The organism is Psychrobacillus sp. FSL K6-2843, assembly GCF_038626375.1.
Classification (GTDB): Bacteria; Bacillota; Bacilli; order Bacillales_A; family Planococcaceae; genus Psychrobacillus; species Psychrobacillus faecigallinarum.
Map to the genome: position 1 here is coordinate 2,921,158 of NZ_CP152021.1, position 25,941 is coordinate 2,947,098.

Consider the following 25,941-nt stretch of genomic DNA (forward strand, 5'->3'; position numbering starts at 1 on the left):
TAATAAGTAAAACCGCTTCTATATAGTTTGCCTTACTAGAATGCAGCTAACTCATTCTTTTCAATTGACCCTTAGGATCAAGCGCAATTAGAGATAGTATTTTGCTGAACGGTCATATATTTTTCTATCCGGTCATAAATCCTTGCTATGCGGTTATAAATATTTTTATCCGGTCATAAAATTGTGCTATCCGGTCATAAAACTGTGCTATCCGGTCATAAAACTGAACTATCCGGTCATAAACTTAATTCCACTTAAAAAGTTGCTGGATTTCGTTGCTAATTATGCTTTTTTGTTATGATTTCTCCTGAGTGATCAATTACTTATGTAAAAAACTGCCCTCAGGAGTCAATAGGAGACTCTTGAGGGCAGCTTTGTTTTTATATGATTAAACTACGAATTTTTCTGCTTCGATTAGTTTTACTGAAGCTTCACGCTTTTTCTCGATTACGTTGTAAGGAGTGTAGCGAGTTAGTTTACGAAGTGCAGAAAGCATCATGCGTAAGTTGTCGCCATCTACAGAAGCTATTAAAGTTTCTTTCGCTGCTGCTTCGATTTCATTGAATGCTTCTTGGCAGAAGATTTGAGTGTATAGAAGCTTTTGAGCTGCTTTTTCTTCTCCACTGCGTCCGATAGCTTTTTCTGTACGAAGTACTGCTGATTCCATAGCGAAAATGTTGTTTGCAATGTTTGCGATGTGTACCAATACTTCTTGCTCGGCTTCTAGCTTAGTTCCGAAGCGTTGAGCAGCCATACCAGCAGCTAAAATACCAATTTTCTTAGCGTTTGCAACTAGTACCTTCTCTTGAGCTAGAGCTTCATCGCCAACTTCTTCTGGCATCATCATTAATAGCTCTTCTTGAAGTCCTTGTGCTTTTTGAAGAAGTGGCAATTCACCCTTCATTGCTTTTTTCAAGAATGTTCCAGGAACGATTAAACGGTTAATTTCATTTGTCCCTTCGAAAATACGGTTAATTCGAGAGTCACGGTAAATGCGCTCTACTTCATACTCTTGCATGAAGCCGTATCCTCCATGTAATTGAACAGCCTCGTCAGCGATATAGTCTAACACCTCTGAACCAACTACTTTGTTAATAGAGCATTCAATAGCATACTCAGCAATTGCAGCTGCAATTTTGCTTCCGTCTTTTTGATCTTCTTCGCTCATTTGGCTCATACGGTCCTCGAAGTAACCAACTGTACGGTAAATCAAGCTTTCAGTAGCATAAAGCTTAGAAGCCATAGTTGCTAGTTTTTGTTTTGTTAAGTTAAATGAAGAAATAGGTGTCTTAAATTGTTGTCGTTGGTTTGAATAAGAAATTGCTAGCTCTAATGCACGTTTAGAACCACCGATTGTACCTACTCCTAATTTGTAACGTCCGATATTAAGGATGTTGAACGCGATAATATGACCACGGCCTATTTCTCCTAATAAGTTTTCAACTGGTACTTCTGCATCTTCTAAGATCAATGTACGAGTAGAAGAAGATTTAATACCCATTTTCTTTTCTTCAGCCCCTACAGAAACGCCTGGGAAAGTTCTTTCTACGATAAATGCAGAGAATTTGTCTCCGTCCACTTTTGCGTATACTACGAACACGTCTGCAAATCCAGCATTAGTGATCCATTGTTTTTCCCCATTAAGTACATAGTGAGTGCCTGCTTCGTTTAGTTTAGCAGTAGTTTTTGCTCCTAGAGCGTCAGAACCTGAACCTGGCTCCGTTAAAGCGTATGCTGAGATTTTGTCTCCAGAAGCTGAATTTGGAAGGTATTTTTTCTTTTGTTCCTCGTTACCGAAAAGAACGATTGGTAGTGTACCGATTCCTACATGTGCTCCGTGAGTGATAGAGAATCCGCCTGCTACAGACAATTTTTCAGCGATTAAAGCAGAAGAAATTTTGTCTAATCCCAATCCATCATATGCTTCTGGAATATCAGCCGCCAAAAGACCTAAATCTCCAGCAGATTTTAATAAACGTACAGAGTGCTCAAACTCGTGATGCTCTAAATTCTCTACTACAGGCAATACTTCGCTTTTTACAAAATCTTCTGCAGTTTTAGCAATCATCTTTTGCTCATCATTGAAATCCTCTGGTGTAAATACGCGACTTGCTTCAATGTCTTCTACTAAAAAGCTTCCACCTTTAATTGCATCTTGAACTTGTGTCATTTCCTTCTCCTCCTATGTGTGTAAACGTTTGAATTAGTAATCGTGAAATGCGCCAAATATTAAAAGCACATTTCACCTATTGAAATTAAAGAAGTTCAAATACTCCTGCAGCTCCCATGCCTCCACCGATACACATGGTAACGACACCGAATTGCTTTCCTTGTCTTCTTAATTCGCTCATCATTTTAAGTGTTAGTATTGAACCCGTTGCTCCAAGGGGATGCCCCAATGCAATGGCTCCACCATTAACATTTACTTTATCCATATCAATGCCTAAATGACGCACTACTTGGATTGATTGAGAAGCAAATGCTTCGTTTAGCTCCCAAAGGTCAATATCTTCAATAGATAGGCCTGCAATTTTCAATGCTTTTGGTACAGCAACGATTGGTCCAATTCCCATTACGTCTGGCGCTACGCCACCTACTGCAAAGGAGCGGAATTTAGCAAGTGGCTTTAAGCCCTGTGCTTCTGCAACTTCACGATCCATTACCAATACAGCTCCTGCACCATCAGATGTTTGAGATGCATTTCCTGCTGTTACAGAACCACGCACATTAAATGCTGGACGTAATTTTGCAAGTGTTTCTACTGTTGTACCTGGACGTACACCCTCATCCATTTCGAACATAAATTTTTTAGATTGTGCTTTGTTGTTTTCATCTACATAATGCTTGATTACTTCTACTGGTACGATATCGTCGTTAAACTTCCCAGCAGCAATTGCCGCTGCAGCAAGCTGATGAGAACGGACAGCGAAAGCATCCTGGTCCTCACGGCTCACATTATACTTATTCGCTACCTGCTCTGCCGTATGTCCCATCCCCATATAATACTGAGGTGCTGTTTCAGCTAAATGAGCGTTTGGTCGGATAACGTTACCCATCATCGGAACCATACTCATCGACTCTACTCCTCCAGCGATAATTGCTTCAGAGTGACCTAGCATAATACGTTCTGCTGCATAAGCAATTGATTGTAATCCAGATGAACAGAAACGATTAATAGTAATCGCTGGAGTTGTATCTGGAAGTCCAGCAAGTGCACCGATATTACGAGCAACGTTCATCCCCTGCTCAGCTTCTGGCATGGCACATCCTAATATTAAATCATCTATAGGGCCATCGTATCCGCCCGCTCTTTTCAATGTCTCTTTTACCACTAATGCCCCAAAATCATCTGGGCGCACATTAGCTAGAGATCCTTTTTTCGCTTTACCAACTGGTGTTCTTGCACCTGCTACGATAACTGCTTCACGCATGAGTTCTCCTCCTTTTACCTAACGCAGATTAATTGCGTAATGGTTTACCTTTCACTAACATGTGCTGCATTCTTGCCTGAGATTTAGAATCTGCAACTAAACTTAAGAAAGCCTCGCGCTCTAAATTAAGTAAATATTGCTCATCCACTAAAGTACCGTATGGCACCTCTCCACCAGCAATGACATATGCAAGCTTCTTCGCAATCTTCAAGTCATGCTCACTAATATATCCTGATAAGAACATTCCTTCTGCCCCTAATAACAATGCTGCATATCCAGGGGACCCTACAACCGGAACCTTCTCACGAATCGGAGCCTTGTAGCCAGCATCAGCAAGAGCTATCGCTGCTTGTTTCGCGTCGTAGATCAAGTGGTCAGGGTTTACACTGATTCCATCTGCAATGCTTAAGAAATTATTTTCACGTGCTTCTTCAGCTGAAGTCGAAACCTTCGCCATAGCTATTGTTTCAAACACCTTGCTAGCAACATTCAGATAATCAATTTGAACTCCATTCGGAATTCCTTTTAGATGTTTAAGGTAAAGCTCTTTATTACCTCCACCGCCAGGGATAAGCCCGACGCCCGCTTCAACAAGTCCCATATATGTTTCAGTAGAAGCTTGAATGTGTGCTGCAGGTAAAGTGACCTCTGCGCCTCCACCTAGTGTCATTCCAAATGGAGCAACAACGACTGGTTTTGAAGAGTATTTAATTTTCAGTGTCGCATTTTGGAATTGACGAACGACGAAATCTAGTTCAAAAATATTGTCATCTTGAGCTTCCATTAAAATCATTCCAAGATTTGCTCCAACGCTGAAATTTTTTCCTTGGTTACTAATAACAAGACCTTTAAAGTTTTTCTCTACTTCATCGATTGCAAAGTTAATCATTTGAAGAATGTCTAATCCAATTGAATTGGACTTAGAATGGAATTCAAGTAAAGCAATTCCGTCTCCTAAATCGATTAGACTAGCACCTGAATTCGACTTAATGACACCATGCTTTTTCTTGTAGCTTTTTAAGTCGATTACTTTTTCATTAACTGGAACCGCTTGGTAATCTGTCCCATCAAAATAGAAGAAATTGCCATTCTCTTCTTTATAGAAGCATTCAAAGCCTTTATCTAATAAAGATTGAACGAATGCTGGGATGTCATTACCCTCTGCCTTCATTTTTTCTACTGAGTCTTTTACTCCAATTGCATCCCATATTTCAAAAGGTCCTTGCTGCCAGCCGAAGCCCCATTTCATCGCATTGTCAATAGACACGATATCATCAGCTATATCTGTGTGAAGCTGAGCAGAATAAATAAGCGTCGGACTTAAAATACTCCATAATAGCTCGCCAGTACGGTCTTTTGCATATGTCAACGTTTTCACTTTTGCCGCTAAGCCTTTTTGCTGCTTAGCCATTTCTATTGAAGGCGTTTTAAGCTTTTTCATTGGACCATATTCTAATGTTTCAGGATTTAGTTCTTTAATTTCTTTTCCTTCTTTTAAGAAAAAGCCTTGACCTGTTTTAGCTCCAAGCCATTTATTTTCAAGCATTTTTTTCATGAATGCCGGTACTTCAAATACCTTTTGCTCTTCCCCAGCTGTTTGGTCATATACATTTTTGGCTACGTGAGCAAATGTATCGAGACCTACAACATCAAGAGTACGGAACGTAGCAGACTTCGGACGACCAATTAGTGGACCAGTAACTGAATCTACCTCACCAACAGAGTATCCTCTTGCTTGCATTTCACGAAGAGTTACAAGTAAGCCATAAGTTCCAATTCGGTTAGCGATGAAGTTTGGTGTATCCTTTGCTAGTACTACACCTTTTCCAAGAACATCCTCACCAAATTTTTTCACGAATTCTACTACTTCAGGAGCAGTTGTTTGAGCTGGAATTACTTCCAACAGCTTTAAATAGCGAGGTGGGTTAAAGAAGTGAGTTCCTAGGAAGTGTTTACCGAAGTCTTCTGATCTTCCTTCCACCATCGCATTAATGCTGATACCTGATGTGTTAGAAGTGATGATTGTACCCGACTTACGTACAGCATCAATTTTGTCATATAGGTTTTTCTTAATTTCTAGGTTTTCAACTACTACCTCAATAATCCAGTCCACGTCTTTTAACTTTTCTAAGTCATCCTCTAGGTTACCTGCTGTAATTAGCTGTAGGTTTTTCTTAGACGTTAGTGGTGCTGGTTTTTGCTTTAATAATTTCTGTAAAGCAGTATCTGCAAAACGATTACGTACGGAAGGATGCTCCAATGTAAGTCCTTTTGCTTCATCCTCTTTACTAACTTCTTTTGGAACGATATCCAACAATAACGTTGGTATACCTATGTTTGCTAAGTGAGCTGCGATTCCAGATCCCATTACCCCCGAACCAAGTACAGCTGCTTTTTTAATTTGATATGTCACGTGCAAAGCCTCCCCTTCATCTTGAATGAACGCTCATTCATTTTGTTTACAAAAAAAATAGAAGCAATCTCTATATCTATTATTCTAGTGCAATGTTCAAATTTTCGCAATAATAAAATGAATAAATTAATACATTTTTCTTTCTCCTATATGGGAAACAGTGTAAACTGTATGTATCATCCATGGAGGTATATAATATGAAAAAAATTACAACTGCAGAACAATTTAATGAAATCATTTCCGGAGACAATGAAGTACTAGTTAAATTCGAAGCTGGCTGGTGTCCTGATTGCCGCAGAATGGAAATGTTTATCGATCCAATCATCGAAAAATACAATCAGTACGAGTGGTATGAAGTAAACCGCGATGAGCTACCAGAAATCGCTGAAAAATATGAAGTTATGGGAATCCCTAGCCTTCTAATTTACCAAAACGGCGAGAAAAAAGCTCACCTACACAGCGCCAACGCAAAATCACCGGAGCAGGTCACTGAATTTTTAGATGCACAAAATTAATTAGAAGTTATCTACAAATCAAAGCATCTACTTTTCATACTGCGACGAGCAGTGCGCAGGAGCAAGTAACTGACTTTTTAGATGCACAAAAGTAATTAGAAGTTATCTACATGTCAAAGCATCTAACTTTCATACTGCGACGAGCAGTGCGCAGGAGCAGGTCACTGAATTTTTAGATGCACAAAATTAATTAGAAGTTATCTTCAAATCAAAGCATCTACCTTTCATACTGCGACGAGCAGCGAAGCGCGCAGGAGCAAGTAACTGAATTTTTAGATGCACAAAGCAAATAATAAAGTATCTACAACTCAAAGCATCTACCTTTCATACTGCGACGAGCAGCGAAGCGCGCAGGAGCAAGTAACTGAATTTTTAGATGCACAAAGCAAATAATAAAGTATCTACAAATCAAAGCATCTACTTTTCATACTGCGACGAGCAGTACGATGAAGTACGTCATAAAAGATGCACGATTAGAATAAATAGTTTATTCTTTCTATAGAAGATATTTTTCGCATTATAAATTATTTACCGTTAAAAGGGGCTGCTCTAATAGAGGGTCCCTATTTTTTTCTAAGGCTACAGAATAAAAAAGTCAGAGGTGTTTTATTTGTCGCAAGAAAATGAGATTATTGAATTAAAAGAGAAAATTGCTCACTATGAGCGCATTATTAAAACTATGTCTACTCCGATTATTCCATCCATTGTCCCAAAAACAATTTTAATGCCAATTGCTGGATACATGTACAAGGAACGCTTTGAAAATATTGAGACACAAACATTGCAATATATTGGAGAGCATAAAGAAGTTGAGCATGCCATTTTCGACTTTACTGGTGTTAGCGTTGAACATATAGAGGAGTTTGACTACAATGATTTGGCTGTATCCATTTCACAGTTGAACAGTTCTTTACGTTTAATGGGAATTCGACCTATTTACGTAGGTTTCAATCCTAAATTTATCCGAGAAATTGTTCATGCGGATTTACATGTGAATATTGAAACCTATAAAAATTTCCGTGAAGCTTTGAATCATCTCTTAGCAGAGGCAAACAAAACGATTACTTCTAAATATTAAAAAGTAGTTGCCAAAATTTCAACTAGCTACTTGAATCTAATTATTTATACAAAAATTACTCAGGCATCAAAATGCTCTGAGTAATTTTTATTTTTCTAATTTCTATCACCGCACATTAGATTAAGCATCATTTGTGTACTTATTATCACCCATCAAATAATTTGAGTCTTCACCAGGCTTTGCATTGGAATTAATTGAATTTTGGTTGTTATTCTTAATTTTGTTATTTCTTATTTCCACAAATACGGCCAAGGCAACAACAATCAAAATTGGGATAGCAAATATAAGTATAAGAACACCTCCAATTACTTTAAGAACTCTCTCTTAATTCACGTAATATTCAGAATAAAGTTCCTCATTTCCTTTTTCAGCTAGAATTTATTAGTTATCCTCTAACATTTTTACTTAGAAGATTTAGGATTATCTTTAATTAAAATGACTTCAAAACATAGAAAAGCACATTAATTCAGTTGAATTAACGTGCTTTTTCATGTGTTTCTTTTATATTACATAAATTAATCTGTGTTACTATAAGCTTCACATTTTTTCTTAAAAATTCGTCATACAAATAGGGCCTTTTCTTGGCATAAACCAATCATCTAAATCGTCGGTAACAATATTGTGAAGCTCTATTTCCCCGTAGTTATTTAATTCCTTAATTGAGACACACCCCATCCACCAGGCACTCAGGTCCTGAATAGTGATTTGGATATTTGGTTGTTTAATTTCTGCTTCAAGCTTTCTTGCCAGCCATTTCTCATTAGAAAAGCTAAGCTCGAAGAGGCCATTTTGTTCTGGAATAAAACTATCCTCAATCTTTACTACTATTTTAGTATTTTGTATAGGTTTACGAAGAGCTTGATCATTCATATTTTCTATAAATTGAAAAATGTCTGTAATACGGTACATTAGACCAGAACCAGTCCTCGCAACCTCGTGGTAGACACTAGGTATTAGATGATTGGAATCATTCGGTGGATTGTTTAGGCTATAAATAAAAGCGGGATTGTTAGTACTATAAATAACACGATCCACTTGATCTTGCTGTGAATGAACCCATGCCGCTAGCTGTTTATACGCCTTCTGATTTAACCAAACCCATTCATGAATTACTAGGTTTTGGTGTAAAAAATTGCTATCCTTCACTGGATCTAAGGTAAACGCTAATGCACCAATGAGTTGGCCTTCTTCTCTTACACCTACATAAAGTGTTTTTGCATTTTTTATGTGCTGCCGTTCATTCCATGTCCGTGTAATCATCCCATGATGCTTTTCTGCAAACTTATTGTATACAGCTACAATCTCCTCTTCGTCCGCAGGAGATAGTAATTGAACAAGATCCTTCTTACCAGTGCTGTTAAACGAGCCTGGTTTTATTTTAAATTCATACTTTATTGGACCATAGCCATATCCCATTTTTCGATAAAAGCTTGAGCTAAATGGATAAAGAGCTACAAGTGTAACCTTTTCCTTCCGGGCCTCCTCATGAAAATGAGAAAGCAATTGGAAAGCAACCTTTTCTTTTTTATGTAGAATATGTACAGCTACCATTCCAATGCCGAAAATTCTTTGAAACTGTCCATTTATATTGCATTCGAAATCGCTTCTTCTGTATATACCTACTAATTGGCCCGCTTCATTAAAACAGCCATAATATTGGATGCCATTATGTTCCTTCTGTTCTCTTATGAATCGTTCTACAAGTTCCTGCTTTTTCTCCGATGACTGAATTCCCATCCCCGGGTAAGCCATTGAAACTAAATCTGCTGTAGCTGCATAATCCTTTTCCTCTAGAGCTCTAATCAATCCATCCATCCCCTTCCATCACGTCAAAACAATTTTTGCTTTTACTCACAACTTTTTGGGTAATATAAATGTATTATAAATTATTTTCTGGAATTAGATATAGCTTATTCCAGAAAATATATAGAAGCATAAATTAATGGAAATAATTAGCCCATGAAGCTTCAACCTATTCATATAACAAGTCATAAATATTCAGTTTCAGCTAATAAAGTACTATTATGAAATAAACGCATTAGAAATGTAAAATATGCAGGAGGTTATTTTATGAAAATCCAATTGCCTGTTAAAGGTTTTTCTCAATACGATGCAGCAGTGGATGCTAAATTCCAGGCCTCCGCCTGCGGGCCGGTTACCGTTTATGTGCTCTTAAATTATCTAATACCAGATAAACATGCTTATATGCCTAACGAATTATATAAAAATCTGAAGGGTACTCGAATTGGCCTGTTTACCTATCGCTTTATAAAATATTTGAGAAAGATGCTTGGCACTAGTTGGACAATAGACAAATGCTCCGTTGACGAAGCTATAGAGGAGCTACGTCAGGGGCGTCCAGTCGCATTGAAATTTGATAAGTATTTCATCTTTCAGTGGAGGAAAACATTTTCTTTTTCCTATCACTGGGTTCCACTTATCGGCTTTGAGCAGACTAGCAGTGGCCTTTTTTTAATCGTTCATGATAACGGAGGAAGAAATCGAGCGAGCACCATTCGAAAAATAAAGTATGAGTTAAATGCTCCTATACTCACCTTCGTAAAAATGGTTCCTCCACAGGTTACTTAGTAGACTGCAGCTGTCTTGCTAAAATGGTATATCCTTGATCATATAAGAAATCGTATTTATCAGACTCAATATTTTGAAGCTGAAGATGATCAAGCTCAGCATCAATTGGCACATCTCTTCTAATAGTAGCAAGTTGCTTTGAAAGATGAAGCATATCTAAATCCGTTTCGATTTTTGTTCGTTGGCCTGTTTTTAGCAGGTGGAGAGATTCTACTACATTTTCAACAGATCCATAGGTTTGAATAAGTTGTAATGCTGTCTTTGGTCCGATTCCCTTTACCCCTGCATAACCATCACTCGAATCCCCCATAAATGCCTTAACATCAGGGAAAAGTAAAGGGGAAATTCCATACTCCTGCTGAAATCTGTCCTCAGTGTACATATCGTATATTGTGAAGCCTTTTTTAGTAAAGGCAATTTCTGTAGAGGAATGTAATAATTGAAGTAAATCCTTGTCCCCACTCACAATCGTAAAGCGTGCGTCATCCTGCCATTTATGCGTAATGGATGCAATTGTATCGTCAGCTTCCATCCCTACTAACCCAAAGTTTTTCCAACCTAGATGCTCGGAAAGCTCCTGAGCCATATCAAATTGTGGAACAAGTTCAACAGCAGGTTTAGGTCGATTCGCTTTATATCCGTCAAAAAGCTCATTGCGAAATGTATTCATCCCTTTATCCCAGCAAATAGCCATATGAGTCGGTTGCATAATATTTTGTGCAGCTAGTACATGTCTTGCAAAGCCCTGTACCGCATTAGTTGGAATTCCTTTGTCATTTTTAAAATAATTGCCTGACATTGCTGTTGCAAAAAAAGAACGGAACAGAAGTGCCATGCCATCTATAACTAATACATGTGGTTTATCTTGGTTCATATATAACATCCTTCTTAATTTTATTAGCTTATAGTATACCATGGATTGAACTCCAAAATTGTGGGTATATAATCTATAAAAATAATCGGAGGATAATATATGAATATTCATAACGGGTCTCTTTATTGGCCAACTACTACAAAAGCATTTGAACCTAAAATAGCGGTACATCCATTAGATATGTATGATGTTGTGATCGTTGGTGCAGGAATGTCAGGCTCTTTGACTGCCTTGGCTCTCGCGGAAGCAGGCTTACAGGTAGCTCTATTAGATAAACGAGTAATGGGCTCAGGCAGTACAAGTGCAAACACTGGCCTGCTACAATATTCAAATGACATTATGTTACATGAGCTAATTGACCAAATTGGAGAAAAAGATGCAGTTCGTTTCTATCAGCTTTGCTACGAGGCAATGGATCATTTAGAGCTTGTCGCTAAAAGTTTAGATGAAGATCCTGACTTTATTAGAAGACCGAGCCTATGCTTTGCAAGTGAGGAAAATGACGTAGAAAAACTGAAGGCGGAATACATAACTCTACAAAAGTATAACTTTCCATGTGACTATCTAGGAAGAAATGAGATAGCGAGCAAATTCTCCTTTGAGAAGGATGGTGCTCTACTGACGCTGGGAGATGCAGAGGTGAACCCTTTGAAATTTGTTCAAGGAGTTCTAAGAAAAGCTGAAAACCTAGGTGTTCACTTGTTCCCTTATACGGAAGTGATAGATGTAGTAGATGTAAGTGACCATTTAGACATTCGCACTTCTGGACAAAACTTCTTTGCTAAGAACATTGTCTACACAACCGGTTATGAAACAACGCCGGTAGGAAAACGTGTTGGTGCAGACATTAATCGTTCCTATGTAATGGTGAGTAATGTAGTGAAGGATTTATCCGATTGGCATGAGCAGGCTTTAATATGGGAGACACAGCGTCCCTATTTGTATGCTCGGACGTGTAAGGAAGGACGTATAATCGTCGGTGGATTAGACGAGGACAAACCAGAGGCACCTCAATCAGATGAGCTAATCATGAAAAGAGCTGAAAATCTCTTAAAACAAATTAAAGAATTATTTCCTAAATACGATTTAAGTATCGATTACGCCTATGCGGCTAGTTTCGGAGAATCAATTGATAACCTCCCATTCATCGGTCAGCATCCAACGAAGGACAAACACTATTATCTATTAGGGTACGGTGGAAACGGAACTGTTTACAGTATGCTAGGCTCTCATATATTAAGAGATTTATTGACTGGTCAAAAGAATGATGATGCTGAGATTGTTCAATTGGAGAAGAAATACGGGGTTCGATAATTTTAAAATAAAATAATGAGGCAAGTGCTGTCTTATTTATGGAAAGCAAGAATGTTGTTAAAACCACATTCTTGCTTTTTAGTTACTTGAAATTTTGGGGATGGAGTACTAGGTGTTACTATCCACTTCTCTTTTTTCATCTAAGAATTTATCTGCTACCTCTTTCATATTTAGGGATTCAAAACCATATCTATCCCTCAAAAATTCTACATGCTTTAAGATTTCCTCTAAAAAGCGTAGGTTTTCTTCTATATTTTTTCCGAAGTTATGTGGATGCCACCAGAGATGAAACACCTTATCTTCCCTTGCTGCTTCCGTTAATCCTTTTTTTATTCTTTCTAGTCTTAGCCCTTCTAATACACGAAGTTTTTTGTTGTATGGACGCAGAAATCTACTAGATTTTATATTTAAAACGGAAGTTGCCTTTATACTATTTATACTGTAAGTATGGTGACCAGTCACCATAATATAGGCGTCTAGCAGACGCATTGCTCTCTTAATCGGCAAATTAGTTTTGCTTGTATATGGCCTATAGATCCAGCTATCTTCATTTCCTCTATAGGCACTGATACCGTACATTTTACAAACTTTCAAATACTCTTCATTTGTTTGGTTTCTGGGAAATACTAAAGAAGTAACACCCTCCTGTAGTTCTGCCACGTTCTCTAAATCCTTTTCAAAGTTTTTAATACTTTGTCCAGATTCTAAACAGTAATAATGAGAAAATGTATGTGTCGCGATTTCTTGATTTGGAGCTGTCTTAATAACTTCAATCAATGAACCTGCGTAGTGGTAAGGGTCTACACTCTCCTCCTCTCCAACATAGGATAATATGTGTTTAGGAGAAAATTCCTCTTGTTCATATGGGAGATCTAAATTATCCAGTCTTTGTAACAGCTCTTTTTTATTTTTACAATATAGCATCCCAACAATCGCCCAAGTAGCGTGGATCTCATAATCATTAAACAACTGCAGCATTCTAGGAATGGCAATCCGAGACCCTAATAAATTTCCCTTATACTTTTCCAATGAAAGAACGTCATGTACTCCCCAATTCATCTCCATGTCTAAAGAAATTACAAGAACACCCAGTTTCTCTTCACCTCCTCATATATAAATTTCTTCCCCACAAAACTATCTTACCAACAGAGGATTTTGCCTTATAACCTGAATATACTTCTACGATATCCCCTCCGAATTCTAGCTTAAAGTTTCGTATATTTTCATTGTCCGTAAGCCCACCCATGTCATAACGTTTATGATTAGACCTTTTAAAGTAAAGGATATTATGCCACAGCAAATATCTACTTGCTTCACTTAACATTCTTTTTTCTATTGCGCTTTTAAATTCCTTATAATAAGAAGCGGAGTATAGCGACAGCACGTTTTCACCATCAGAAATATATACACGATAACATAGAGTTTCTTTATCGCTATTTAATATTTTTGTAATAACTAAAGCATTCTGATCTCTAAGTCTTTTCATTGTATTTATATGAAAAGCATTACAAGAATAGGTATCCTTAGTTTTAGCAAATGCATTATAAAACCTCTGGAAATCATATATGTCTCTAATTGTGGGATTATCTAATTCTTCTATTATAAATTCCCTATTCATTGCTCTTCTAATTTGTTTTCTATTGCTAGATCTTAAATCAAAGAATAATAATTCTTCCTCTCTTGTTAAATCAATACAGCTTGTTTCCACCTTTGAAAGTCCCGATGAAAAGGTGGAATGAGAAAACCCTTCAATATCTTTGCTTGATTGCAACTCTTGATTTTTTTCAGAAAAATAGTAGCTGTGCATTTTAAAAAACAAAAATTTTCTTTCCAAAACAATTATAAAGGCACCTTCTCTTTATTTTACTTTTCTTCTCATCTTGTGTGCACTATTAGCCTGGTCCAGCTTTAATCTCTCAATAATTTGAAAACCAAATAATTTTAGCTTTTCTTGACTCGCCTTATCTGTAAAATCCACCAATACATAGATATTATTTGGAAGATAGATCTTTTGTATAAAAGAGAGTTGTTTTTCAAGTTCTTGTCTATTCCACGAACCTAAATATACGGACCTTGCTGGTAATTCCTTGAGAAAAACCGTATCTTCATTAAAGATAAAATTTTCATTTACCCAAAATGCCTTAGAAGGATCGATTGAATAATAACCTTTGCTTTTCCTAAAAGCCTTCTCCAGCGACTCCCTTCTATTATTTTCTGAAGTCAGTATATCTATATTAGTCACACCTTTAAAATCACTTACTGCCTTTACTTGAGTATCAGTAAGCCTCGCTAAAAGGTATTTATATTTTCTTACACTAAGAGATTTACTCTTTTTGAATGCAACCTTTTTTCTTGCTAATTGTTTTTTCTTTAAGAAAAAGATTATTTTGGTGTACCTTGCCTTTAAAGTTTTAGTCGAAACTATAATACTATTAGATGAAGATGAATGTATTAAACTATTATTAGCGACTTTTATGTGATGGCTTAGTACCTTTTCAAGTTCGTAAATAGTAAAATCTGGGTGAAAGCCATATGCGTATTCTTCATAAGTCCCTCTACAGTTCAATACAAAGGAAAAAGCGACAATTTCCTTCTCAATTGCTACAGTAACCACTTTCAATTCCAGTGCAGCTATTTTGAGCTCCTGTGATAAATTTTCTAAAAAAGTAAGATCGTAAGAAGAAGAAAAGCAGAAAGGCTCTCTAGATTTACAAATGAATTCCTTATATTGAGAATAGGAAATTTCATCAATAGCCACATTACCTAGTTCTTGTAATCTTTCTATTCCTAATATATTATTTCCCTCATCTATGATGGGGGCATTCAAGCTCACAGTTACTTTACTCAGTAAATTTCGAGCTTTTAAATATGCAGAAAGCTTTAAGAAAAGAATTTCGCTCATTTCTGTAAAATGAAACACAGCATGTTTATGAGTCTCTATTAATTTATCCATCAAAAACATAAGCACTCTATCTAGATTAGAATGCTGTACTATAAAATCTAATTTACATATTCCAGGAAGAGATAACATTTGATAAATAGGTATTTTATATTTTATTGATATATTAAAAGGAAAAAAAGCTATTACTTTTAAATTTTCCTTAATACCAAATACTGTTACATTATGGTTAAAAGCTTTGTTCTTCCACCAATTTATAAAAAATTCATATTCAAAAAAATGGTTAGTATTGTGGTTTAATTCTAGAATGGAGGACCATTCCTTCTTATACATCTGCAATTGCATAGGACTTTTTATAACGAAAAGTTCCAAATAAAACTCCTTTCTTTTTTTATTTAAACCAAATCGTCAGTAAAAAAACTATATGATTATGCTTTTGTCATAGAAAACTTCTCCAGTAAGAGCAATAAGCGTTTTTACTGTGACGGAGTCGTTTTTCATATACAGCCTCCTACGTTATAGTAGTTCTTTTTTATTAATCACTTTATGATAAACTGAACACGTTTTTTCATACATAATTGAAAACGTAAAAGATTCTAAGTAAATATTTCTGCTTTTTTTCCCCATTCTTAATCGTAGTTCCTCATCTTCGATCAATCTTTTTAAAAGGTCCGAGAGATTGTCCTTAATAAGAAATCCATTTTTGTTATTAGAAACCGCCTCTTTTACACCCCCTACGTCTGAAGAAATCACAGGAAGACTGTGCATCATAGCTTCTAATATACTTAATGGTAATCCCTCCCACGAAGAAGTGAGCACAAACAGGTCAGAGTTTTTCAATACAGAAGAGACATCAGAGCAATTACCTAAAAAAAAGACTCTATTATCTAGCTCATTTTCTACAGTTGCTAACATTACTTCTTGCTTTAATGATCCATCCCCTACAAAAATCATTTTCCATTGCAGGTCTTTTATTTGAGCTAAAGCTTTTATTACATCTAGATGTTTTTTGGGGGCTTCAAAACGTGCAACCATTACTATTACTACTTCATCCTTTTTGGTCCTATTACTTAAAATGCTGTTATCATGCACTCCGTTTGTAATTGTTACTAGTTTTTCCGAAGGAAGTACTCCATTATTTATGGCTAACAGGCGATCTTGTTCACACACAGTTATAACAGTGCGTGATAATTTTCCAACTTGTTTTTCAATCAATCTATAAAACATTTTTTTTCTTGTTTCAACCCCTTCAGCAAATGCCCAACCGTGTGCTGTAAAAACAAACGGAAGCCGCAGAGACCAACAAGCAATTCTTCCTAATATACCAGCTTTAGACGAATGAATAGCGACGATATCTGGACTAAGTTCCTTTAGCTTTTTCCTAATCTCCAAGATAGCCTGAACATCTTTCCATAGGTTAATATTTCTCCTTAAAAACTTTGTTCGAACATATGCAATACCATCTACAACTAAATCCGAATCGGTAGTTTCTTCACCACCCGACATTATAGTAACCTCATGACCATCAGTTATAAGCTGTCTAGATAAATCCCGTACGTGGACTTGGGCTCCTCCAAGCTCATTCATATGGGTTATCAATTGAACAATGCGCATTTATCTCCCTCTTCTACATAGGGTTATTTAAGTAATCATCATCTTAGTAACACCGAAAACAGTTCTTTTAACAATCTTCTCTTTTAATATGAAACCGTGTTTTTCTAGCTCTGCTATTTTCTTTTTTTCTCGTCGTTTAACAAAAACGAATAGCTTATTCACATTACTTTTCTTTTTTATATAGGAACAAATATCCGCTATATTTTCTATTTTCCAATTTTCTATTGAAATAGAGCTTTTTCTAAAGTCCTTCAAATAGGATATCTCATCTATACGAAATACCTTTTCGTTTAACCAAATAACATTCTCGTATTTAACCTCTTCACTATCATAAAACCCTTTACTTCCTCCATAAATTTTTGTACAAATATCTCTCATAAATGGCTGAAATATAGAGTATTTAGAAGTTGAATCCTTTATAGTAAGTTCCGTATATGACTTAATTCCATCTCTAGCTTTTACATCTTTTCTTGGTATTTCATATATATAGTAACTTTTCATATGGAATATTTTTTTAAATTGCATTGCAAGAAATTCTAATATTATTTTCCTAGCTTCTTTTGCTTCACCTTTACGGAAAATATTTTTTATGATGTATACAGCTTTACCTAGCTTGTTTCTTTTAAATAACACTATCTTTTGGTTTAATTTTACTGTTGAGATTAAACCTTCTTTACCCGATAATATTCTCCTGTACATTCGACTTAATAGTGTACTAGATGAAAAAATCATTTTAGTCGTATGATCCACATCTGTATTCCACTCAAATTTATACGTTTCATATCCAATACTTAAATCGAAAACTGTTATGTCCCGTTCACTACATTGAAGGATTTTTTCTTTTTCTAGAATTCTACCTGGACTAAATACATCGTAATCATCATCAAATCCTAGTACATAGCTGATATATCTTCCTCTGCATCGGTATCCATAGTTAAAGGCAATCATTTTACCATCCAAGTAAAGGCCATCTATCTCAGTTTGACAATCTCCAGTAGTTCGAGTGGCTAAACTCTTATAAAACTCTCTTTCTTGTTTATAAGTAAAACGACTCGTATCATGTTTCTTTTTCCATCTCTTATGATGAATATCAAATATTTCTTCCATTTTATCTGGCCCTGTTACTAATACATCAACATTCCCATTTTCCCTTATACGTTTTTCTCTTCTATCTAATCGGTGTATTTTTTTCCGCTTTTTCATATATTCTTCAAGTTCAATTTTCTTTAAATTAATGTATGGAGTAATAACACGATGTTTAGTATGAGGATAATTATTTTTTTGCAGAAAGTTACTTAACGCACGAAAGGTGTCACTGCTTTCAAGTATGCCATGCAATTTAAAAACTACATGCTTTTTCTTTTCTATAATTGAGTCAATTACAAATCTAATAAGGGCTTCTAGTTTTCTATTAAAAGCGATAATTTCCATATAATTTGCTTGACCTAGACCTAAAAAGGAGTATTCATACAAAGCACCTTTTTTTGTATATAGAAAAGGAAATATAGCTACTATCTTTCCATTGTCTTTTACAACGGAAATTTCAATATTTTCACTTCCTCCCAGATGCTTCCACCATTCATATATCCACATAAATTCTACAAACGGATTTGTGTTTTGCTTAGTATCTAGTATCTTTGTCCATTCCTTTTCAACAAGTGCCAAATCCTCAAAAGAGACAATTGTATGCAGCTCCAAGTTTTTCAGTAGCTCAATCCTTTCTTCTAATTGATCCATTTCTCTTTTATATAATTTATAATTGTTTTTGTTTCAGATACTTTAAATAAAGTGATCAGTAATATATATATAACTATCCCTACTAATACAACAATAGATAGTTTTAATAATTCACCCATAACTAAAGATTGATTTAAGAAATAGACAACCCCACCCATACCTCCTGCGGCAATAGATACTTTTACAAAAGTAATGAGGCATTCCTTTAAACCAAAAGGTCCAATTTTTTTTCTCAGATGAATTACTAAAAGAAAAGAGCAAAATAATGCTGAAATACTCGTAGCTAGCGCTAAACCACTTATGCCTAAAAATCTGGAAAGGATTAAATTAAGAACTATATTTAATCCAACTGCAATAGCAGCATTATACATAGGCGTTTTAGAATCCTGTAACGAATAAAATGTTCTATTGAGAATTTCTCTAATTGCATAACCAATCATTCCAATGCAATAAAAAAATAATGCATGAGAAGTCATTTCCACTGCTTGACCATCAAAATGTCCATGACCAAATAATATTTTGATTATTGGATTAACAAGTATCATTATTCCAACACTAGCTGGAACCACAATAATTATTACACTGGATATTACCTCACTAATAGACTTTTTAAAGTCCTTTTGATTGTCTTGTGCCGCCATCTTTGAGATGAGAGGGAACATAACTGTAACAAAGGAGAGTACAAAAATCCCTTGAACAAAATCATTTAAACGACTTGCATATGTTAACGCCGATATCCCGCCTTCTACCAACATGGATGCAATTGTTTTATCAACCATTAAGTTTATTTGATCAATGGATATTCCAATCATTACTGGAAAAACAATAGTAGCCATTTTTTTTATATTTTTATCTGAGATACTTACAATACGCTCATATTTATAATTAGTTTTCTTGAGTGCAGGAAATAGAAACAGCATTTGAAAAAAGGCAGCTAAAACACTTCCTATAGCTAAAACAACTATATTCGAATGTACGCTAAAATATATGGACAAAATGATGATGAAATTGAATGGTAAACCTACCATTGCTGAGGCAGTAAATTTTTCGTTTATTTGCAGATATCCTATAAACAATTGAGTTAGACTAGTAAAATATATCCCTATCAAGCCTATGCGAGTGAACATCACTGCAATTTTCAATGTCTCCCCATCGAAGCCTAAGGCAAACACTTTTACAAGTAGGTTAGAAGATAGCAAACCTATCACTATTATTCCTGTAGTAATGATAAGAACTATGTTTATCAAATTATTAGTAAACCCCAATGCCGATCTCTTTCCGTCCTCGTGTTCAATTTGTTTATACATAGGTATATATGCAGTCGAAATACCTGCAATAATAAGACTGAACAAAACAGAGGTAATAGTGATGGAAATGATATACGCATCACTAATAGCAGTTGCTCCATAAAAATAAGATAAAGTTATATCGCGTAGAAAGCCTGTGACCTTTGATAAAACTGCTATAATCATTAAAAATACTGCTGTCTTTTTCATCTTATCAATAGAATTTCCTTCTTTTCTCAAGAATTTATATTTATCCAACCACTACTCATATTCGTAGATATTTTTTATCGCAAATAGTAATAATAAATAGAAGCTTTCATTTGATAGTGCATTTATTGATAGATAACTAATACCCATAGCTAAAAGAGGCAGCCAGCTGATGAACGCTGTTCTTCTAAGCTTCTTGGAAGAGGCAAAGACAGTTAACACCGTTATAAACAGGAAGAAAATGATAAAGCCTAATAATCCCCATACAACAAATAGCTCTATAAGAATGTTATGCGTTTCAAGATAAACTCCAGATCTTATATGGTAATCCTGAATTCCCATACCAAAAACCATTAGCTTCCAATCTGAATTCATAAGTGTGAAGTAACTTTCGGCAATAATATTCCTATTACTTGTCAAAGCATCAGGGTCATTAATATAATTTGTAAACCTTGAAAAAAGCAAATCTAACAAAGAAAGAATTTCTTCATGATAAAAAAAAGAAAGTATCGTCGTGAGGATAATAATCATTACGATAAAATGGATTAACTTCTTACTCTTCCTAAGCGAAAGCAGAAGTTTTAGGAGCAAGAACATTAAAGTTATCGTAACAACCAATATGAACATTCTAGAAAGACTCAATATTCCAAAGCCTGCGAAAAAGACAAATAGAAGGGGATAAAATATTTTTTTACCTATACCCTTTCCTCTTAAAACAAGATGAAGCATCGAAAACATGGCTACCATAATATACATAGAAAAATAATTAGAATCTCCAGCTCCGCCGCGAAAACGAATCGTCGCATTTTGATTCAAAATTGATCCGTATAGCTGATAGAACTCTACAATTCCATACAATATAGAAATAACTAACCCTACAAGAAAGTACTTAATCGTATTTAAATGATTATATGTGTTCTTTGAATAGATTAAGTACAAAGCAGCATATAAAACTGCACCTATCCAACTAAAAAGTAAAAAGATAGATTTTAAATTATACGAAAATAAATGTAATGCTTCATAAAAAATAATAAAAATAATAAAAAATAAATACCATTTTGATATATCAATATTTCTGCATTTAATCACTAGCTTAACAAGAGATATACAAATAAGAATGTTCAAAGAAGGAATTGACACAGTACTTGCTGTAAAATGCATTATCCCTAAATTAGGAATTAAAAAGACTAATATAGAAAAGTTTTGATCAATAGTAGAGAATAATATACGAGCAATAAAGTAAATTACAAGTACATACATCCCAAGACCACTATTCAACAGCTGGTCACCAATGAGACAGAAAATAGTAAAAAAAACATCTAAAATCATCCAGCTGTCTTTAAATAGAAAATTTGTAATTTGAGATTGTGGCCTACTGTAGAACACTACTGTATACCTGTCCAAGTTGATATTTAAATTGAGCAATATCACTTAACTCTTCTGCTCTTTGATATGCACCATTTTTTAACCTTTGGTATTCTTTTACAGAATTTAACAGTATGATTATCGCCTCTACAAACTCAAAATCATTTTCACAAATGTACGAGCATGAATCATCTACTATATTGTCTATGCCTGGTAGAAGAGGCACTATCACAGGCTTACTTAAAGCTAGTGCTTCCATTAGAACCATAGGCAAACCTTCTGATTTGGATGTCATTACAAAAACTTTAGAGTGTAAAAGTGCTGGGTAAGGATTCATTTGGAATCCTCTTATTTCAATATTTTTTTGCAAATTTCTTTGTAAAATAACTTTTTGACATACTTGCTCTAGAGACCCGCCACCTAGCATGACTACTCTAAGATTTGGAATTATTTCAATCACCTTTTCACATATACCAATAAATCGAAGCGGATTTTTTATATCTTCATATCTACCGATAAATGCTATATCAAAATCTTTATCCTCCACTAAAAGGGCATTTTTCTTTATCGCATTTATATCTACGATGTTTTTTATTGAGATACATCTAGAAGGAAATCTATTTAAAAATGAAGTTTCTTTTATGATAGGAGATACTACAACTATTTTTTGTATTTTTAAGCATGCTAGAAAAAATACGATAGAATATTTATTTACAGATTGAAGCCAATGTGGATTTTGATGAATATGGGATATAACTGGAATAGTAAAAGTTGCTAACGAACATTTTATAGTTGCAGTAAAATCATGGGCATGTATTAAATCGGGTTTCCATTCTCTAATAATTTTTCTGAGTTGCCGTATAGATAGTTGTTTCATTTCTACATGCTCAATACCTCTGTTTTGTAGAACGTCTTCAATTAACCCACTCGGAGAAGCATAAGCACTTTCATATGAATCTGAAAGAGTGGTGATAATTCCAATTGCTACGTTTTCTGCTCCAGCCAAATCATTAGAACTTAATACATGTAATATTCTTTTTTTCATTTCAACCCCCCCTGTATTTTAAAAGTAAGAGCCACTTCACGTTAGAAATTTATTTTGAAAACAATTAAACAAGTTACTTCTAGTAGGGTTAGTTTACTTATCTCCGTAATACTGATAGTAATAATGATCTTTTTCTATTTTGTAATTGTTCAAAATCATACCTATAACCTTTGCCTGAGAGTTATCCAGTGCTTCTTTTACTTTGCTTAAGGTCTTTTTTTCTGTTTTACCTGCACTTATCACTATTAATGTCCCATCACATTTATTGGCTAATATTTGCGCATCTGAAACTGAAAGTATTGGAGGAGCATCATAAATGATAAGATCGTATAGTTTCCTTGTTTCTTTTATAAAATTATCCATTTCAGCTGAATCTAATATTTCGTTTGGATTAGATGGAATAGTACCACAGGTTATTAAATCCAAATTCTCTTTACCTGAATTCTTAATGATACTTGGAAGGCTCTCCTCATTCCGCAGGAAACAACTTAGTCCTTTGGAGATATGTTTATTGAATGTATAATGGACTGTCGGTTTTCTTAAATCGGCATCTACCAGCAATACCTTTTTTCCTGCTTGTGCAAAGATCAAAGCTAAATTGGAGGCTATTGTCGACTTTCCTTCACCTACAGAAGGAGAGGTAATAAGAAGAGTTTTAAATTCCCTATCTCTCATTGCAAACTTAATATTTGCCCTTATGGTACGAAACTGCTCAGCAACTATTGAATTTAGTTGAGAGTTCAATACTAGTCTTTTACCCTTCGGAATGGTCTTTTTCTGGATCACTTTTTTCCCTCCTCCTCCTCTTTCTTTGTGTTCCTACAACATCCATCACATTTGTATTTATTGGACTAACTATACCCAGCAAGGGATAGTCAATAAGTTCTTCTATATCCTCTTCAGTCTTGACAGTAGTATTAATGAGGTAGAAAAAATAAGCTAAGCCTATTCCGAAAACAACTCCTAGGATGCTAGCAATTATTAAATTTAATGGTAGGTTAGGCTTAATAGGCTTAACACTCTTCTTTTCTAGTGCTGGAGATAAAATAGTAACATTATCAATGCTCATAATTTTTTTTATCTCTTCCTGAAATACATCTGCAGTCATATTGGCTGTTGCTACGGCTGTTTTAAGTTTTTCATGCTCAACAGAAATATTTAATACCTGAGAATTTTGTTCATTCGTTACAGATATTTCTTCAGCAAGAAGATCAGATGTCGTTAACAGAGATAGATTTTCTATAACCTTATCTAAAATGACAGGACTTTTAATAATGACATTATAAGTATTTATAATTTGTAAATTTGATTGAATATCTTGAGTTTCTAAACGGTTACTACTTTTTTCTTTTTGATTAATAAGAAGTTGAGTTGTAGCTTCATATTTAGGTGTTAGAAAAAAGTAGCTAATAACACCTGTTATTAGCACAAATGAAAGAAAGACTGTTATTAACAATATTCTTTTCTTCCTTAACAGTAGATAGAACTCATTGAGACTCATATCCTTATCCATGTTTATCTACTCCCTCTATTTACAACTATCAATTAAGTTACGTCTTTTGACTATGAGGACCATTTTCCTGTTACAACTATCCAAAATGTATTTATTAATATTTTTAAATCTAAGAAAAAGGAACAGTTCTCTACGTAATACAAATCATATTTTAGTTTTTCACCATGAGTAATGGTTGACCTACCTCGAATTTGAGCGTATCCAGTAATTCCCGGTCTCATAAGTAAGCGTTTTTTTTGTATAGGAGAATAATGTGTAGTAATCTCAATCATTTCTGGCCTTGGTCCAACTAAGCTCATATCTCCAATTAAAACATTCCATAATTGGGGCAATTCATCTATGCTATATTTCCTGTAAATTATTCCCACCTTCGTTATTTTAATATGGTCTGGCTTTTCAAATGTAAAGTTTTGAGGCACTTCGTAGCCCCACTGATATGAATGACCTGGAGAATCTACATCTGATGAATCCATTGTTCGAAACTTCCATATTAAAAAAATCCGTTCATGTCGTCCTCCCCTTAGCTGATAAAAAAATATAGGAAAACCTGAGACAAAATATGAAATTATAGAAAAAATTAAGAGAAATGGAGAGAGAATAACTAGAAGAATAAAACTTCCTAAAATATCCAATAATCGCTTTCCATATTTTTGATAAATTACAGATTCCTCCTTTCAAAAATAATTATTATTCTGTACTAGTTCTTTTACATTCATTCTGGATTAATTTTTAATACTAAAGAAATATATGAAAAAAACTAAAAGTATTATTCAAAAATAATATACTTAATCAAACGCTTATAAATTGCCTTCTAGCACTTAAATAACTCTTTTGTTTTGAAGTTTCTTGAAATTCGACCTCATAATTTTTCTTAATAGAGTATATTCACTTAGACAAGCAATAAAGAACAAAAATTTATGATTGTTTTGAGAAAATCCACGACAAAAAAACACCAGTTGTTTCTTAACTGGTGTTTTTTCCATTATTAGTAAAACTTTCAATAGAGTACTTGTTTAATAAAGCTCAAAGAAAACGATAAGATATAAAAGTAGATAATGTTAATTGGTAGACGAGAGAAAAATTTAAACATTTCTATGTAAATAAATTTTTCTTTGTTTTCATTATTCACCATCGCTATCACTATCTTTATCATCAACTTCCTTTCCTCTTGGTGGAAGCATACCCATCTTCTCTAATAGTTTAGGTAGATTCATCGCTACAAACATAAAAACAACAGTAATTATTGCTAAGTCGTAAGCGCCATAGCCTATCGTTAAGCCAACGCAAGCAGTTATCCAAAGATTTGCTGCAGTAGTTAGTCCTCTTTTTACATTATCCTTGTCTACCCAAATAACCCCTGCTCCAAGGAACCCAATACCACTGATGACTTGCGCAGCTAAACGCATTGGGTCCATGTATGGCCCTTGGTTTAACGTGGATAAGCTCATGGCTAATGTAGAGCCTAAGCAAACTAAAATATGTGTTCGTATACCGGCAGGCTTATGCTTAATAGCTCTCTCCAGGCCAATTAGCAATCCGATAAACGTTGCAACAGCTAATCTAATGTACAGATCAACATGTGAGTTAAATAATGAAGTGATAAAATCCATTGAGCATTACCTCCCTTAACAGGTTAGTCTAATTCTACAGTATATTGCTCTTTGGAAAGTCTTTATTCCCAAAAACAGATCTGTGACTTGTTGCCATCTAAATCATATAGCTCAAAATAAGTATTAAGGCCATCCTTTTGTATCGATGACACTCGGACTCCACGAGCCGAGAGTAGCTGATGGGTCTCATCAATGCTTGAAGAAAAGAAGATTGGATATGTAGCATTATCTTGTGCGGCCGGCTCTCCCTTTTCTAACGTCAATGGGACACTGCTCTCTCCAATTTTCAAAATAACGTAGTGGTCTTCCTTGTAATGCTCCTCTAGTCCTAACATTTCCTTATACCATCGACTTGCCTTTTCAATCTCACGGACCTTTAAACAGACAGTATCAATTCGTTCAATTAAGCTCATAGTTTCTCCTCCCCAAAAAGATATTTTATGTTTTATTC

The 25,941-nt window shown here is 34.9% G+C and carries 22 protein-coding genes; 4 read left to right on the forward strand and 18 right to left on the reverse strand.

Going from position 1 to position 25,941, the window contains the following annotated elements; genetic code table 11:
- Nucleotides 1-388: 388 nt before the first annotated feature.
- From MKY94_RS14835 to MKY94_RS14845, 3 genes are all read right to left on the reverse strand, one after another.
- On the reverse strand, nucleotides 389-2,170 hold the full coding sequence (locus MKY94_RS14835) for an acyl-CoA dehydrogenase family protein (RefSeq protein WP_151113296.1): 1,782 nt from the start codon (nucleotides 2,168-2,170) through the stop codon (nucleotides 389-391).
- An 85-nt stretch (nucleotides 2,171-2,255) separates the two neighbouring features.
- A complete protein-coding gene (locus MKY94_RS14840) occupies nucleotides 2,256-3,431 on the reverse strand; it encodes an acetyl-CoA C-acetyltransferase (protein ID WP_151113294.1) in 1,176 nt (391 codons plus the stop codon).
- Nucleotides 3,432-3,459: 28 nt separating this feature from the next.
- On the reverse strand, nucleotides 3,460-5,799 hold the full coding sequence (locus MKY94_RS14845; protein WP_263619343.1) for a 3-hydroxyacyl-CoA dehydrogenase/enoyl-CoA hydratase family protein: 2,340 nt from the start codon (nucleotides 5,797-5,799) through the stop codon (nucleotides 3,460-3,462).
- Nucleotides 5,800-6,041: 242 nt separating this feature from the next.
- On the opposite strand from MKY94_RS14845, the gene MKY94_RS14850 reads away from it, so the two are divergent.
- Nucleotides 6,042-6,359: a thioredoxin family protein gene (locus MKY94_RS14850; RefSeq protein ID WP_154310189.1), complete on the forward strand. Its 318-nt coding sequence runs from the start codon at nucleotides 6,042-6,044 to the stop codon at nucleotides 6,357-6,359.
- Between the two features lie 601 nt (nucleotides 6,360-6,960).
- On the forward strand, nucleotides 6,961-7,437 hold the full coding sequence (locus tag MKY94_RS14855) for an STAS domain-containing protein (protein WP_318245420.1): 477 nt from the start codon (nucleotides 6,961-6,963) through the stop codon (nucleotides 7,435-7,437).
- Nucleotides 7,438-7,986: 549 nt separating this feature from the next.
- Here the strand turns inward: MKY94_RS14855 and MKY94_RS14860 are convergent.
- Nucleotides 7,987-9,243, reverse strand: a complete 1,257-nt coding sequence (locus MKY94_RS14860; RefSeq protein WP_191697687.1) for a GNAT family N-acetyltransferase — start codon at nucleotides 9,241-9,243, stop codon at nucleotides 7,987-7,989.
- Between the two features lie 264 nt (nucleotides 9,244-9,507).
- On the opposite strand from MKY94_RS14860, the gene MKY94_RS14865 reads away from it, so the two are divergent.
- Nucleotides 9,508-10,026: a C39 family peptidase gene (locus MKY94_RS14865; protein WP_342577292.1), complete on the forward strand. Its 519-nt coding sequence runs from the start codon at nucleotides 9,508-9,510 to the stop codon at nucleotides 10,024-10,026.
- Here MKY94_RS14865 and MKY94_RS14870 read toward each other — a convergent pair.
- A complete protein-coding gene (locus tag MKY94_RS14870; RefSeq protein ID WP_191697689.1) occupies nucleotides 10,019-10,900 on the reverse strand; it encodes a 5'-3' exonuclease in 882 nt (293 codons plus the stop codon). The genes MKY94_RS14865 and MKY94_RS14870 overlap by 8 nt on opposite strands.
- A gap of 99 nt (nucleotides 10,901-10,999) precedes the next feature.
- Here MKY94_RS14870 and MKY94_RS14875 point away from each other — a divergent pair, with 99 nt between their 5' ends.
- The gene (locus MKY94_RS14875; RefSeq protein ID WP_191697691.1) at nucleotides 11,000-12,214 is read left to right on the forward strand and encodes an FAD-dependent oxidoreductase; all 1,215 of its coding nucleotides are present in this window, start codon (nucleotides 11,000-11,002) and stop codon (nucleotides 12,212-12,214) included.
- A 108-nt stretch (nucleotides 12,215-12,322) separates the two neighbouring features.
- On the opposite strand, the gene MKY94_RS14880 is transcribed toward MKY94_RS14875, so the two are convergent.
- The 13 genes from MKY94_RS14880 to MKY94_RS14940 form a co-directional block, all read right to left on the reverse strand.
- Entirely contained in the window at nucleotides 12,323-13,279 is a 957-nt protein-coding gene (locus MKY94_RS14880) for a polysaccharide deacetylase family protein (protein WP_191697692.1), read from the reverse strand.
- Nucleotides 13,280-13,313: 34 nt separating this feature from the next.
- On the reverse strand, nucleotides 13,314-14,048 hold the full coding sequence (locus MKY94_RS14885) for a hypothetical protein (RefSeq protein ID WP_191697694.1): 735 nt from the start codon (nucleotides 14,046-14,048) through the stop codon (nucleotides 13,314-13,316).
- 24 nt (nucleotides 14,049-14,072) lie between these two features.
- Nucleotides 14,073-15,485 (reverse strand): hypothetical protein, encoded by a 1,413-nt coding sequence (locus MKY94_RS14890; RefSeq protein WP_191697696.1) that lies wholly within the window; start codon nucleotides 15,483-15,485, stop codon nucleotides 14,073-14,075.
- Between the two features lie 144 nt (nucleotides 15,486-15,629).
- Nucleotides 15,630-16,727, reverse strand: coding sequence for a glycosyltransferase family 4 protein (locus tag MKY94_RS14895; protein WP_154310174.1), 1,098 nt, complete (start codon nucleotides 16,725-16,727; stop codon nucleotides 15,630-15,632).
- A 27-nt stretch (nucleotides 16,728-16,754) separates the two neighbouring features.
- Entirely contained in the window at nucleotides 16,755-18,464 is a 1,710-nt protein-coding gene (locus tag MKY94_RS14900) for a GNAT family N-acetyltransferase (RefSeq protein WP_154310172.1), read from the reverse strand.
- A complete protein-coding gene (gene murJ, locus MKY94_RS14905) occupies nucleotides 18,452-19,960 on the reverse strand; it encodes a murein biosynthesis integral membrane protein MurJ (protein ID WP_144539160.1) in 1,509 nt (502 codons plus the stop codon). The genes MKY94_RS14900 and murJ overlap by 13 nt, the downstream gene beginning before the upstream one ends.
- Before the next feature lie 51 nt (nucleotides 19,961-20,011).
- Nucleotides 20,012-21,361, reverse strand: coding sequence for a hypothetical protein (locus tag MKY94_RS14910; RefSeq protein ID WP_342577293.1), 1,350 nt, complete (start codon nucleotides 21,359-21,361; stop codon nucleotides 20,012-20,014).
- Nucleotides 21,330-22,367 carry a glycosyltransferase gene (locus MKY94_RS14915; RefSeq protein WP_144538680.1) on the reverse strand — a complete coding sequence of 346 codons (1,038 nt, stop codon included), beginning with the start codon at nucleotides 22,365-22,367 and terminating at the stop codon, nucleotides 21,330-21,332. Before MKY94_RS14915 ends, MKY94_RS14910 begins: the two co-directional genes overlap by 32 nt.
- Before the next feature lie 93 nt (nucleotides 22,368-22,460).
- The gene (locus MKY94_RS14920; protein WP_191697699.1) at nucleotides 22,461-23,153 is read right to left on the reverse strand and encodes a CpsD/CapB family tyrosine-protein kinase; all 693 of its coding nucleotides are present in this window, start codon (nucleotides 23,151-23,153) and stop codon (nucleotides 22,461-22,463) included.
- Entirely contained in the window at nucleotides 23,122-23,880 is a 759-nt protein-coding gene (locus MKY94_RS14925) for a Wzz/FepE/Etk N-terminal domain-containing protein (protein WP_191697701.1), read from the reverse strand. Before MKY94_RS14925 ends, MKY94_RS14920 begins: the two co-directional genes overlap by 32 nt.
- 50 nt (nucleotides 23,881-23,930) lie before the next feature.
- The gene (locus MKY94_RS14930) at nucleotides 23,931-24,512 is read right to left on the reverse strand and encodes a sugar transferase (RefSeq protein WP_225216140.1); all 582 of its coding nucleotides are present in this window, start codon (nucleotides 24,510-24,512) and stop codon (nucleotides 23,931-23,933) included.
- Nucleotides 24,513-25,001: 489 nt separating this feature from the next.
- Nucleotides 25,002-25,490 carry an MgtC/SapB family protein gene (locus tag MKY94_RS14935; RefSeq protein ID WP_144538689.1) on the reverse strand — a complete coding sequence of 163 codons (489 nt, stop codon included), beginning with the start codon at nucleotides 25,488-25,490 and terminating at the stop codon, nucleotides 25,002-25,004.
- A 62-nt stretch (nucleotides 25,491-25,552) separates the two neighbouring features.
- Entirely contained in the window at nucleotides 25,553-25,903 is a 351-nt protein-coding gene (locus MKY94_RS14940; protein ID WP_342577295.1) for a VOC family protein, read from the reverse strand.
- Nucleotides 25,904-25,941 lie beyond the last annotated feature (38 nt).